Annotated in this window: 14 protein-coding genes; 9 read left to right on the forward strand and 5 right to left on the reverse strand. The window is 42.7% G+C overall.

Features of this window, described 5'->3' with window-relative positions; translation table 11 throughout:
* A partial coding sequence (locus tag SWH54_10925) for a hypothetical protein (protein ID MDY6791766.1) occupies positions 1 to 218 on the forward strand: 218 nt, incomplete at its 5' end.
* On the opposite strand, the gene SWH54_10930 is transcribed toward SWH54_10925, so the two are convergent.
* The 3 genes from SWH54_10930 to SWH54_10940 all read right to left on the reverse strand — a co-directional run bounded on the left by SWH54_10930 (position 197) and on the right by SWH54_10940 (position 2,981).
* Positions 197 to 1,024: a hypothetical protein gene (locus SWH54_10930; GenBank protein MDY6791767.1), complete on the reverse strand. Its 828-nt coding sequence runs from the start codon at positions 1,022 to 1,024 to the stop codon at positions 197 to 199. The two genes, SWH54_10925 and SWH54_10930, sit on opposite strands and share 22 nt — an antisense overlap.
* 118 nt (positions 1,025 to 1,142) lie before the next feature.
* Positions 1,143 to 2,033, reverse strand: a complete 891-nt coding sequence (locus SWH54_10935; protein ID MDY6791768.1) for a hypothetical protein — start codon at positions 2,031 to 2,033, stop codon at positions 1,143 to 1,145.
* A gap of 162 nt (positions 2,034 to 2,195) precedes the next feature.
* Positions 2,196 to 2,981, reverse strand: coding sequence for a type I restriction enzyme HsdR N-terminal domain-containing protein (locus SWH54_10940; protein MDY6791769.1), 786 nt, complete (start codon positions 2,979 to 2,981; stop codon positions 2,196 to 2,198).
* A 363-nt stretch (positions 2,982 to 3,344) separates the two neighbouring features.
* Here SWH54_10940 and SWH54_10945 point away from each other — a divergent pair, with 363 nt between their 5' ends.
* The 7 genes from SWH54_10945 to nqrF all read left to right on the forward strand — a co-directional run bounded on the left by SWH54_10945 (position 3,345) and on the right by nqrF (position 10,073).
* The gene (locus SWH54_10945) at positions 3,345 to 4,688 is read left to right on the forward strand and encodes a Na(+)-translocating NADH-quinone reductase subunit A (GenBank protein MDY6791770.1); all 1,344 of its coding nucleotides are present in this window, start codon (positions 3,345 to 3,347) and stop codon (positions 4,686 to 4,688) included.
* A 48-nt stretch (positions 4,689 to 4,736) separates the two neighbouring features.
* Complete coding sequence (locus SWH54_10950) at positions 4,737 to 5,090, forward strand: four helix bundle protein (protein MDY6791771.1); 354 nt, start codon at positions 4,737 to 4,739, stop codon at positions 5,088 to 5,090.
* A gap of 58 nt (positions 5,091 to 5,148) precedes the next feature.
* Complete coding sequence (locus tag SWH54_10955) at positions 5,149 to 6,333, forward strand: NADH:ubiquinone reductase (Na(+)-transporting) subunit B (GenBank protein MDY6791772.1); 1,185 nt, start codon at positions 5,149 to 5,151, stop codon at positions 6,331 to 6,333.
* On the forward strand, positions 6,326 to 7,069 hold the full coding sequence (locus SWH54_10960; protein MDY6791773.1) for an FMN-binding protein: 744 nt from the start codon (positions 6,326 to 6,328) through the stop codon (positions 7,067 to 7,069). The genes SWH54_10955 and SWH54_10960 overlap by 8 nt, the downstream gene beginning before the upstream one ends.
* Before the next feature lie 163 nt (positions 7,070 to 7,232).
* Entirely contained in the window at positions 7,233 to 7,850 is a 618-nt protein-coding gene (locus tag SWH54_10965; GenBank protein MDY6791774.1) for an NADH:ubiquinone reductase (Na(+)-transporting) subunit D, read from the forward strand.
* Positions 7,851 to 7,856: 6 nt separating this feature from the next.
* Positions 7,857 to 8,465, forward strand: coding sequence for an NADH:ubiquinone reductase (Na(+)-transporting) subunit E (gene nqrE / locus SWH54_10970; protein MDY6791775.1), 609 nt, complete (start codon positions 7,857 to 7,859; stop codon positions 8,463 to 8,465).
* A 381-nt stretch (positions 8,466 to 8,846) separates the two neighbouring features.
* The gene (gene nqrF / locus SWH54_10975) at positions 8,847 to 10,073 is read left to right on the forward strand and encodes an NADH:ubiquinone reductase (Na(+)-transporting) subunit F (GenBank protein MDY6791776.1); all 1,227 of its coding nucleotides are present in this window, start codon (positions 8,847 to 8,849) and stop codon (positions 10,071 to 10,073) included.
* 186 nt (positions 10,074 to 10,259) lie between these two features.
* On the opposite strand, the gene SWH54_10980 is transcribed toward nqrF, so the two are convergent.
* Together SWH54_10980 and SWH54_10985 are read right to left on the reverse strand one after the other, a co-directional pair.
* Positions 10,260 to 10,592, reverse strand: a complete 333-nt coding sequence (locus SWH54_10980; protein MDY6791777.1) for a ferredoxin-thioredoxin reductase catalytic domain-containing protein — start codon at positions 10,590 to 10,592, stop codon at positions 10,260 to 10,262.
* Positions 10,592 to 10,846 carry a glutaredoxin family protein gene (locus tag SWH54_10985; protein ID MDY6791778.1) on the reverse strand — a complete coding sequence of 85 codons (255 nt, stop codon included), beginning with the start codon at positions 10,844 to 10,846 and terminating at the stop codon, positions 10,592 to 10,594. Before SWH54_10985 ends, SWH54_10980 begins: the two co-directional genes overlap by 1 nt.
* A 302-nt stretch (positions 10,847 to 11,148) precedes the next feature.
* Here SWH54_10985 and cooS point away from each other — a divergent pair, with 302 nt between their 5' ends.
* Entirely contained in the window at positions 11,149 to 13,125 is a 1,977-nt protein-coding gene (cooS, locus tag SWH54_10990) for an anaerobic carbon-monoxide dehydrogenase catalytic subunit (GenBank protein MDY6791779.1), read from the forward strand.
* Positions 13,126 to 13,134: the final 9 nt, after the last annotated feature.

The raw sequence follows: 13,134 nt of genomic DNA on the forward strand, positions 1-13,134 counted from the left end.
CTTTGTCTAATTGTAATTTGGGTCTTTGGCTTTTTCTTGGCATAGCTTCCTCCATAGTTTTTGAAGAAGCTATATCACATATTATATTTTATGTAAATGTTTTAATGAAACTTTGTACTAGGAGTAAAATTCCAAAGCGCTTGGTGGGGCGCTTTCGGAACGTCCCTGATGCCCTTATTGCCAGAACTCACCGCCGCTATGGAGCATCAACAAAATAGGATTCGGGTACAGCAGTTGGTGCAATTTGACATCGGCAATTGTCACAAAAGGGTGGAAGGTACCAACCATTCTCCATTAAAACCCGCACTTTTTCATTTGGGGGCATATTATCAATATCTTCCACAGATGGGAAAAGTTTTTTCGGCAAAAAGCTGTTGGAACTTACTCGCTTAATTATGCTATCTCTGACCTTATTCACGTGAAGATGAGTAAATCCGATATGTCCGCAAACATGACAGGTCATGGGGTCCATCACATTCACGATGAAAAAAGTCTCAATTCCATTTTCTGCCAAGGTAACCAGCATGATGTAATGCCACATCCGGTTAGCCTCATACTTAGATAAACCTGAGAAAAGATGATTGTTCTTAGCTATCATTGTGAGTCGTTTCGGAGTTTCAGTCAGATGTTGGTATATGCTGATGACGTGTGAACTAGATGTGGCAGAATATATATCTGTGACTTTGATCATACGCTCTATCTCAGGATGCAGTGTAACATCGGGATATTCAGCTTTAAACCATTTAAGACTCGGAGACGGTTTTTGCATTTGCCTCTGGAATTCGTCTTGGCTCTTTTTCTTATCAACAGCATTTTTTATTCTATGTCTCAGTGTCTTTACACCCGACGCTTTTGGAAAATACTTCTCGATAACAGCTAAACATTCTTCTGCTGTCCCAATGTCGCTGCCAGTTAAACACCCTTTTACTGCATTAATCATCCTTCCGAAGGATATATGTTTATCGTCAGCCAGTTTTCCAAGAACGAATACCAGTTGCTTATGATCAAGTTGGTACTTCTCCATAATCTGGAAATCATTAAGCTTCGCTTTCTTTATATCCCTAATAATCTCTTCGATATTAATTCTCCGTAATTGTCACGGCCTCGCGTAACCGGCTGTTCATTGCCCTTTTCGTATCATTCTACATCCATGGCAGATGCGTTTTCTGGTATTCGGCATACTCTTTAAGGAACCCCTCGCACCAATGTGCCACATTTTCCGTTGCTGCTTCTACATCGTCAGTAGCATAGGTGAATTTGCGCCAATGCTTATGTTTTGCATAGGCATCCTCGAACATCCATGTTGCGCCTCGTCCATCCTCTTGCAGCACGCCGGTTACGCATTCAGCAAGTTTTGTAACATGTGGGATTTCGTAAAGATGGCCCGAAGGTTCAGAATTTTCAATAATAACGAACTTGGATGACAATGCGTAACGAAGAACTTTTTGTATTACGCCTTCGCCAAGACGATCGGGCATTTCTTTGATGATGTACGGATAATACCCAAGGGACTCCAGCTTTGTAGCGATGCGCTTCAATATATCCAAAGCCGAACCGGTGTCCTTTCCAAGGATGAGTACCGAGTCTGAATTTTCGAGGATTGCGTCAGCTCGCGACCAGACCAGATCAAAAGCAGCCCTGATAGACTCGATGATTATGTCTGGAGATGAATTTGTCGGTAGATGAAGTTTCCATCGAATGAAAATATGAATATCATCATCCGACTCAATCGCTGGGTCGCTGAGAGGGTGCCCTTCTCCCTTAAGTCGTGTGACAGCGCGCGTCATTGCGCTTGAAAAGGCACCTGCGGAAAACTTGTGCCACCAGAATTTTGAATAGATATGTTCGGTAATTTCGCAGTGAAGTTCTGCTACGGATGAGGTAATCATAACCTCAGGGAAGTTGTTGTCCATCAGGCAGAGACAGGCATCCGTCGGCATCGTGGAGAAGTTCAGATGTTGGATTTCTGACAGCGAGCATGGTTCAGCTTCACCATTCTCGTCACGTAGGGATTTCCAAAAGTCATCACTCATTCTTTATTCTCAATTATTCGGCACCTTAACACAGAATTGAAGGGCCTGGAAACGCTTAACGAAGGACTATTTAAAAGCCTCAACATTTCGTCAAGTGAGGCCTGCCAAAAAAACCGCGGCTTATCCCGGTCTCTCTCCATGGTTTGTTAAGCCCGAATTGTGTTAATTCCCTTCATCCGTGTCGTTGCTTTTTTGTTTTTTTGATTGAGCTCTTTTTTTTGCTCGTACCGCGGCAGCTAAACGTTTTTTGGCTTTTGTTGCCTCATCGCCCTCTGTAACTTCTCTTTTGAGCGCTTGTGCTTCGATAGTTTGCTGAATATCCTCAATTGATATTTTTACTTTGTTGCTCAATGATCTTAATTGGCGACGAACTACATTTAAAACTGGTTCAGAAAGGAGGGTTGCCGCTATCATATAGCGATTTGTGAGTTGTGTTTCTTCGTGAAAAACGTCAATGGCAGACTTTTTGACACCTTCCTTGCTGAGCAAAAAGAAAGTATTTAATAATTCGGACGAATTTTTAGTTTCTATCAAGCTAAAATCAAAGGCAACTTCAGTTTTTACAGGCTTCTCAAATATAACTCTATGGGCTTGCCAATGATCTCCGTTGGTTAGAATTACCCACTCAATACCTTCCGTTGACGCATATTGAATGGCCTGCCGAAGGTGATTTGCATTTAAGCATATGCCTATTGCTTTTACTTCAATTAGAAAAACTGGTTTGTCGTCTATCTTTACAGCAAGGTCACAATATGTGTTTCTAATGGCATATTCCCTTGTAATTTCGGTGTATTTATCGTAGCCGCAGATATCAGCCAATAAATCGGTAAGAATTGTTACTGTATCTGATTCGTTTACATCACGATCCTTGGCTTTCTTGAGGACACTTTTATATTTTTTTATACCGGTTTTGATTCTTTTCTCTACATTTTTAGGAATAGTTGTCATATTTGTCCTCCTATATTTTTGGGGCTTAACAAATACTATTACGAAAATATTCAAAATAACGTTAATAAATTAAAATTATCTTGAATCTGGGTAGCATTTTTTTAAAACCGTATCACTTTAATGCTCATTTGGGCATGTTTTTCAATAGGCTAAATTAATACAAACCTGAATTATCTATGTTATGCTTAATTTCCTAAGATGAAAAAGGGCCTGTGTCAAGGAAGAAATGATATTTGTCCAAGTCATGTCTGGTGCCGAAACTCACCTTAGAGCAAATGCTTTGCGGCATGATTATTGCTTTTTTAATAAATTTCTGATTAATTTGTTTTTAGGTTTTTAAAAACTTAAAACTATGGTTGGTTTATGATCTCACTTCATGTCAGAAAGGGTTATGATTTAAAGATTACCGGAAAGCCTTCCAGGGAAGTTGAGGTGTTGGAAAAACCTGACAAAGTAGCTGTCCTTCCTGAAAAGATACCCTTTATTAAACCCAGACTAAAAATCGAAGTCGGCGATAACGTAAAGGTGGGATCGATCCTTTTCGAGGACAAGAGGAATCCTGATTTAAAATTTCTATCACCAGGCGGCGGTAAGATTGCTCAGATCAATTTCGGCCATCGACGGGTGATAAAGGAAATTGTAATTAAACTCGACACCGATGAACAACATGAGGAAATCGAGCCTATTTCCGAAAATCTGCTTGAACATATTGAAAAAGAAAAACTGGTTAAAAAGTTTATGTCAGGCGGGCTATGGCCTCTCATCCGGGAGTTGCCATTCAGAGATATTGCCGGGCCCCACCTAACTCCGCCGGCAATTTTTGTCAACTTATGCAGCCGGGAACCCTTTCAACCCGACCCTGATGTTTATATAGAGGGGAAATCAGATCTTTTCAAATTCGGTATAAAAATTTTAAAAAAACTGGCAAATGACAGGGTCTATATATTTGCATCCCCTGATTCTTCTTTTGTTTTAGACAGATTAAAGGGATTTGTAACTCATGTTGTTTACGGGAAATATCCGGCGGATGACCCCGGCGTTTTCCTTTATTATACACGAAAATCACCTTCAGACAACCGCGCCTGGTATATTTCCGGGCAGGATGTGCTGCTTCTTGCGCATCTGCTTAAGTACGGAAGATATCCCACCCTCAGAACCGTTGTGCTTGCCGGACAATCAGCTGACCACAGAAAACATATCCGGACAAGGCTTGGAGCTCCCATTGCCCACATTGTCAAGAACCATAACAGGGACAATGATTCAAGGTACATTGCAGGGGGTGTTTTCAAGGGCTATTCGGCGGAGGAAACAACATATCTGGGGTTATACGAAACATCATTAACCTTGATCCCTGAAGGTCGTGAAAAAGAATTTTTTGGATTCTTAAGGCCGGGTTTTAATAAGTCGAGTTATTCCAGAACTTTCCTCTCCTTATTTAACACCTCTGAATTGGAAATGGACTGCAACCTCCACGGGGAGGAGCGTGCCTGTGTCAACTGCGGATACTGCTGCGAAGTGTGCCCCGTGGATATCCTGCCCCAGTTTACCTTAAAGAGTATCCTGGCGGATGAGGTTGAGGAATCGCTGGCCCATGGTCTGCTCGATTGTGCAGAGTGCGGTTTGTGCACATACGTTTGTCCTTCAAAAATAGAGCTTTGTGCTGCTTTTAAAGGGGCAAAGGAAGCTTATTACAAAGAATCATGGTAGCCCTTAACGGCTTGAAACTTGAAATTGGAAAGTAGAAATTGGGGAGAGATGAAACGAGTTTACGAGTTGGATGTATACAAACTGGCAGAAACGTTATCAGATATGGTCTGGCACGACTTTGATAAGTGGAACAAAAAGGTTCAAAACACCGTAGGTTATCAGGTAATACGATCATCTGATAGCATAGCTGCAAATATAGCGGAAGGGTATGGTCGATATACTCCTGCTGACAGGAAAAAGTTCTATCTATATTCAAGAGGTTCCTTTGAAGAAACCAAATCATGGTTACGAAAACTCACCAGGAGAAAAGTTTTATCCGAGTCAAACGCTATAGAATACAAAGCAATAATTGATAAACTTGGCCCAAAATTGAATGCGTTCATTAACAGCACAAAAGCATGAAGGCCAAATTTCTATTTTCTAATTTCAAATTTCAGCGTTCGGTGAACGCTTAAGAACTATGAAGATCATTAAAAACATTTTCGACAATCAGAGACATCACTTTGCAAGTGGTGGAAAACTTGAAAAATTAAAGCCGCTTTTTGAGGCAGCCGAGACCTTTTTCTTTACTCCCGGAATTTCAACTGCAAGAAATTCCCATGTTCGTGACAACCTTGATCTTAAGCGCTTCATGATCATTGTGTTAATAGCCCTAATGCCGCCTCTCTTTTTTGGTATCTATAATGCCGGGTACCAGTCCAATCTTGCATCAGAGCTGCCCCTTAACCTGAGTGCCGTATTTAGTAAGGGGCTCTTCATTGTTCTGCCTATAATTTTGGTCTCATATCTTGTCGGATTCTTCTGGGAAACCCTGTTTGCCGTAGTAAGAAAGCACAATATCAGTGAAGGGCTTCTCGTTACCGGTCTTTTGTTCCCCCTTACACTGCCGCCGACTATACCCCTTTGGCAGGTTGCCCTTGGTATTTCCTTCGGTGTTGTTATCGGAAAAGAGGTATTTGGAGGAACCGGTAGAAACATTCTAAACCCGGCACTAACCGCCAGGGCCTTTTTGTTCTTTGCATATCCCGGAAAAATGTCAGGAGATACGGTCTGGACTGCGGTGAGCGGAGCAGGAGAAAAAGTAGTTGATGCATTCAGCGGAGCAACCCCCCTTGCCATTTCCACCCTTGTAGAATCTCATGAAAAGATTGAAACTATTCTGGCAAAAGGCAATCATACATTCGCAACACTATTTTTGGGTAACTATTCCGGAAGTATCGGCGAAACTTCAGCCCTGTTATGTCTGATCGGCGCTGCAATGTTAATCGTTATGGGAATAGCCAGTTACAGAATAATTTTTGGAGGAATTTTCGGGGTATTGTTTACAGGATTTCTTCTTAATTTTTTGGCTACGGATTCATCCATGGCATGGCTTTCCCTTAACCCCTTTTATCACCTCGTAATGGGCGGTTTTGCTTTCGGCATCACCTATATGGCCACAGATCCTGTATCTTCCCCTGGAATGAACAGGTCCAAATGGATCTATGGATTTGCCATCGGCGTATTAACAGTTTTAATACGGGTCTTTAACCCGGCATATGCAGAAGGTGTCATGCTGGCAATACTTTTTATGAACCTGTTTGCTCCCCTGCTGGACCATATTGAAATCAAGCTAAGGCTGAAAAAAAGGATACAAAATGTCTGATCAATTAAGATCGTTTCTTTTTGCAGCCGCAACCTGTCTGGTTTGCACAATATCTCTTACAGCAGCATCAACAGGGCTGAAGGGATTGCAGCAAAAGAATATTGCAATGGACAGGCAGAAAAACATTTTAAAATCAGTCGGCTTGATTGATGAAAACGCCGGATACACACATGAAGAAATAAACCGAGAATATGCGGAGAATATAAAATGTATCTGGGTGGATTCTACCGGGTCTATAATCAAAAAGGGTCAAAAAGCCAAAAAAGAGCTACATGTTTATATTTATATGAAAAATGACCGTATTGAATCCTATATTCTGCCCATTGATTCCAGGGGCCTTTGGGGAAGGATTTTAGGATACCTGGCATTAAAAAATGACGGATCGACTATTGCCGGTTTCACGGTTTATAAACACTCCGAAACTCCGGGACTTGGCGGAGAGATAGAAAAGCGATGGTTCCAGAAAAATTTTGAAGGGAAAAAAATTGTGAATCGTACGGGAAATTTCCTTTCGCTTTCCATTGCAAAGGGCGGCGTGAAGGATACGGTGCCTGAGGACAGGCGGGGAAATTACGTAGACGGTATCTCCGGGGCAACACTGACCGGCAAATATCTTGCGACAGGTTTAAAAGATATTCTTCTTGAATATGAGCCCGTATCATTGAAATTTAGGACAAAAAAGCTCCTGAGGCTGACCGCTGGACGAAAAAGCTGTCCTGTCAGGAAAGAAAAATAGTAAGCGTTCACAGGCACCGCGCATCTGCACGCGCTCAGGGCAACCAGCATAGCAGACTATAGCTGGTAGCCCTGAGCACGCACATCTGCAGCACCTGTGAACGCCTACAGAAATGAGATTGTGGGACCTTTTTGTTCCGAATGGGCGTAAACGGGGAAGATAAATGAAAATTACACAGACGCAACACTTTAAAGCATTTTCAGAACCGCTTATTAAGAGCAATCCTGTTTTTATTCAGATGCTCGGAATCTGTTCAGCCCTGGCTGTTACGGTGCAGCTAAAAACCGCAATTGTCATGGCTTTATCCCTGACATTCGTCCTTGCATTCTCAAATCTTATTATTTCTATGCTGCGAAAGGTTATTCCCAGAAATATTCGGATGCTTGTGGAACTGAGCGTCATCGCCACCCTTGTTATTCTGGCGGATGAAGTACTCAGAGCTTTTTTATATGATATCAGCAAGCAACTTTCAGTTTTTGTCGGATTAATAATTACCAACTGCATTGTTATGGGTCGGGCTGAAACCTTTGCCCTTGGCAATCCGCCGGGTCTGTCATTTCTTGACGGGCTTGGAAACGGTGCCGGTTATGGGTCGGTTCTGGTCGCAGTAGCTTTTATCAGGGAACTTTTAGGATCAGGCAAACTTTTCGGCTTTAACGTTATTCCCAACTCGTTCTATAATGCCGGTTATGAGAATATGGGATTTATGCTTCTTGCGCCTGCCGCGTTTATCATCATCGGCCTTTTGGTGTGGCTGCAAAAATCGATCGCAAAGGAATAAACAAATATGGAAAACCTGCTAAGCATTTTCTTAAATTCCGTTTTTGTCGGAAACATTCTGCTGGCTTACTTTTTAGGAATGTGCTCCTTTGTGGCCATTTCCAAGAATATGGACACCTCCATCGGACTTGGATTTGCGGTGGTTTTTGTGCTTACCATTACCGCACCGGTAAACTGGCTGATATATCACTATCTGCTGGCACCCGGAGCCCTTTCATGGGCGGGGCTTCCTGAAGTTGATTTAAGTTTTTTGAAACTCATTACTTTTATTGCCGTTATTGCTGTAATGGTACAGGCGGTTGAAATGGTGATCGACCGGTTTTCCCCTACCTTATACAATTCCCTGGGGGTGTTTCTTCCTTTAATAACGGTAAACTGCGCGATCTTAGGCACATCTTTGTTTATGGTTGAACGAAAATATTCCTTTTTGGAGTCCATGGTTTTCGGTATCGGGTCCGGTGTGGGATGGATGCTTGCCATCGTCTCCATGGCGGCGATTAGAATAAAACTAAAATATGCCAGTGTGCCCAAAGGCCTTGAAGGGTTCGGCATTACAATGATCGTCACCGGTTTGATGGCCATGGGGTTTATGCTTTTTTCAGGAATAACTTTGTAGAATAATAATTGAATTGAGAGATCGGAGAGTTACTCTCAAAATTTTTTTGGTGAAGCGTTTGCGTTTTAATGTTTGTCGGAAGTTCGCCTGGAGAAGCGCCCATTTGCCCGTACAGGCCTTAACAATAATATTGAGAGACTGACGTACGGCAGCTATCTCGCTTGTATAAGATTTGAACCAGCCCCAACAAACAGATTCTCACGGCAGCTATAATTGTCACTGCCTGTATTGGTTTAACGCAAAACATAGGGGGCGTGTACATAGTGATGTACTCATTTGTTAAGGCCTGTACGGGCAAATAGGCGCTTTTCCAGGCGAACAAAGCAGAGATTGAAAAACTCTCCGATCTCTCAACTTATTAATCCGTAAAAGGTACTCGGTTTGATTTTTATTATCAGCACAGTCGTGTTTTCATCGGTTATCCTTTTTCTGGTAAGTCTGCTTTTGCTGGTTGAGGCAAAAATAGTCAAAAAAGGTGACCGTGAAATCGTTATCAATGATGATGAGTCAAAAAGCATACACACAACGGCCAGTTCAACACTCTTATCAGCGCTGATGGAAAATGATATTTTTCTACCTTCCGCCTGTGGAGGAGGTGGGACATGTGGAACGTGTAAATGCAGGGTAGACCAGGGAGGTGGAGGTGTTCTGCCGACAGAACTTGCCCATCTGACCAGAAAGGAAAAAAACAATCACATCCGCCTGGCATGCCAGTTAAAGGTAAAGGAAGACCTGCATATACACATACCGGAAGAAATTTTTAATGTAAAAAAATATCAGGCCACCGTTATATCCAACGAAAATGTGGCCACGTTTATTAAGGAACTGGTCTTAGAAATCGATCCGGAAGAAGCGCTTGATTTTAATGCCGGGGCTTATATTCAAATAGATATACCGGAATATAAATTGTCTTTTACCGAATTTAAGGTCAGGGTGGCAGAAAGGTTCCGTCCAATTTGGGATCGATTCAATCTCTGGGGGTTACAGTCAAAAACCGAAGAACCTATTTTCCGGGCCTATTCTTTGGCAAATCCCCCTTGTGAAAAAAATATCCTCAGATTCACCATCCGCATTGCAACACCACCACCCGGTGTTGCAATAGCGCCCCCAGGTGCAGGATCCTCGTATATTTTTAATTTGAAGAAAGGCGACAGGGTGACCTTAAGCGGCCCTTATGGGGATTTCTTTGTAAAGGATACCGATAGGGAAATGTGTTTTGTCGGAGGTGGTGCCGGTATGGCTCCGCTAAGAAGCCAGATCATGCACCAGCTAAATACCCTCCATACAAATAGAACCATATCATTCTGGTACGGTGCCAGATCAATAATGGAGCTCTTTTTTAATGATGAATTCGTGGCGCTTGAGGATAAATTTAAAAATTTTTCTTATCATGTGGCTCTTTCTGACCCGCAACCAGAAGACAACTGGGATGGAATGACCGGATATATCCACCAATGCCTTTACGATAATTACCTTAACACCCATCCTGATCCCACCGAGATAGAGTACTATGTGTGTGGTCCGCCTATGATGTTGGATGCCATAATAGAAATGCTTGACAGCCTGGGTGTTGAGCCTGAAATGATCGCCTTTGATAAATTCGGATAGCGTCGTAACAAGTTCCATCTACTGGGTTCCAGCGTTTTACAGATACTCGGCATACTACATGTATTGCCTCGTGAATGAAAAGCCGCTGCGCCTTGCACCCCAAGGGCGCTTCCTGCGGGGCGTATATGAAACTTTCTACTTATCCATCGGTATTACTTTTTACAAGACTATCAATTCAAATTCAGGTTAAAATTCAATTTTTTCAGCAGGACGCCTCTCCGGAATATAACGGTGAGGAATTTTTTTATTATTCCATTCAGTTGAAACATAAAGATTACAGTAGCAGCTTCCGTACTCCTCTACATCAGCTTCCCGATAGACACATGGGCAGATAATATCCTTATCTTTTTCTTTATCTCCCGATGCAAGCCTGCACGGGCAGGCCATATATCCATATCTGTCTTTATTGATCAGAAGTGCTTTTAATAAATCAAAAACCCTTACCTCATCCGTATTAAAATAATAGCCTTTTGGCTCCTGTGATTTTTTCAGCATTTCATATAGCTGTTTGGTATTCATTAAAGCCCCAGCGCCTCCTTTATTTCCTCTTCCCTATACCCCACAACCACCTTTTCACCGATAATGATGGTCGGAAAAGAGCATTTTGGGTTAAATTTTCTGACATCCTCCAGGATTGCTTTTCTTTCCGCTCCTTCAAGCAGGTCGACATCTACAAATTCATATTTTACTGCACATTCAGAAAGAAATTTTTTGGTCGATTTGCAGTGACTGCAGGTACTGAGTGAATAAATTTTTACATTATTTTCTGACATATTTTGTTCCTTTCCTTGGCTTAGGCCTTATTTTTTAACCAAGTTGTATGCCTAGACTGTAAGCATTAAAAATAACTAAAAAACACTTTATATTTATTTTCTTGACAAGATGATTAACAAGATATATTGTTAATAGTAATTATTATTATTAGTATTTAAAGCCCTGAGTATCATTTTTTTGTTCTCATTTTAAAACGTGTAAATAATATCACATCTAAAGTCAATCAGATAATGCTCAATAAATATTCATTATCGCCCGTAACCAACGGGTTATCTTTTAACCTTTAATTAAGGGAGAAACCATGGAAAAAGAAAAAATTGCTCCAAAGCAAAAAAAGCAAAAAAATTTAAAAGATGTTACCATATGCGACTCAACCCGGCAAATGCTTGAAAAGGCAAGAAAAGACGGTGTTGAAACTGCTTTTGATCGCGCGGAAAACATGAAAGCATGTCCCATCGGGTCTAATTCAGCCTGCTGCAAACACTGCTCCATGGGACCTTGCCGGTTAAACGCCAGGGATCCATATGGAAAAGTGGGGGTATGTGGTGCAACCATAGATACCATTATGGCTAGAAATTTTGCACGGATGGTATGTGCCGGAGCCGCTGCACATACGGATCACGGGATGGCCATGCTCGAAGTTTTCCGAGAAGTCGTAAAAGGAAATATTGCAGACTATGAGATAAAAGATGTCGAGAAGCTTGAAGATGTTGCCCTTTCCATTGGAATAGAGATCGAAGGACGCACGACTGAAGAGATAGCCAAAGACCTTTACGAGCAACTGGAAGCGACTTACACTCAGATCCAAGGGGAAATTCCATTTATGAAAAGGGTCCCGCCAAAGACACTGGAAACCTGGCGCAAACTCGGTGTGGTTCCACGGGGAGCCATGCTGGAAATTATGGAAATGATGCACCGGACTCACATGGGCGTGGATCAGCATTATAAAAATATTACCAAGCAGTTTACCCGTACTGCTCTTTCTGATGGCTGGGGTGGATCCATGGTGGCTACGGAAATATCCGATATCCTTTTCGGGACCCCCACACCGGTTGCCGTGGATGTGAACATGGGTGTACTCAAGGAAGACCAGGTAAATATTATTGTTCACGGCCATGAGCCCAATATGTTTGAATCCATGGTTGTATCGGTAAATTCACCGTCTTTAATTAAAGCGGCAAAAGATGCCGGTGCCACCGGAATCAATCTGGTGGGTATGTGCTGTTCCGGTGCGGAAATGATGTCTCGCCACGGCATTCCCCACGCGGGAAATTTTATGTCCACCGAGGCGGTTTTAGTGACCGGGGCCGTTGACGCCATGTGTGTCGATATTCAGTGTATCAAGCAGGGGCTTGCAACGGTCGCTGAATGCTACCACACGCCTTTTATAACCACCAACCGCAGAGCTCATATTGAAGGGGCCCTGCACATTGAATTTAATGACCATGACCCCATGGCATGTACAGATGAAGTGGTTATAAAAGCCATTTCCCGTTTTAAGAACAGAAATGTTTCTGTCGAAATACCGAAAATGACCAACATCGGAATCCATGGTTTTTCCCATGAGTATATCAATTACATGCTTGGCGGATCTTTCAGGAGCTCCTATGCTCCCCTTAATGATAATATTATCAATGGAAGGATACGCGGTGTTGCCGGAGTGGTGGGTTGTACAAATCCCCGGGTGAAACATGACTGGGTACATGTGGAGCTGGTTAAGGAGCTTATTAAAAACGACGTTCTGGTTCTCCTTACGGGCTGCTCGCAAATTTCCATTGCCAAGGCAGGACTTATGATCCCTGAAGCTGCCTGTCTGGCCGGCTCGGGATTACAGGAAGTTTGTGAAACAGTTGGAATGCCGCCGGTGCTTGGGCTGGGATCTTGCGTGGACAACAGCCGGATTTTAATTGCCGCTTCAGAAATGGTCAAACAGGGCGGTCTGGGTGACTGTCTGGCAGATCTCCCCGCAGCCGGTGCCGCACCTGAATGGATGAGTGAAAAAGCCATCAGTATCGGCCAATATTTTGTTGCTTCCGGCGTATATACTGTTTTCGGAGTGACCTTCCCCATTGTGGATGAGACAAAATTTCAGAAACTGCTGTTTGAGGGGCTTGAAGAGCAGGGGCTGGGCAAGTGGGATTTTACACCGGATCCCCACCTGATGGCTCAAAAGATGATTGCCCACATTGATAAAAAGAGAAAAGCTCTGGGTATTGACAAGGCCAGAGAGCGGGTTCTTATGGATTTTCAGGACCGGCGTGACATTGATGCAGCATAAGGTTTCGTG

The organism is Thermodesulfobacteriota bacterium (assembly GCA_034189135.1).
Classification (GTDB): Bacteria; Desulfobacterota; Desulfobacteria; order Desulfobacterales; family JAUWMJ01; genus JAUWMJ01.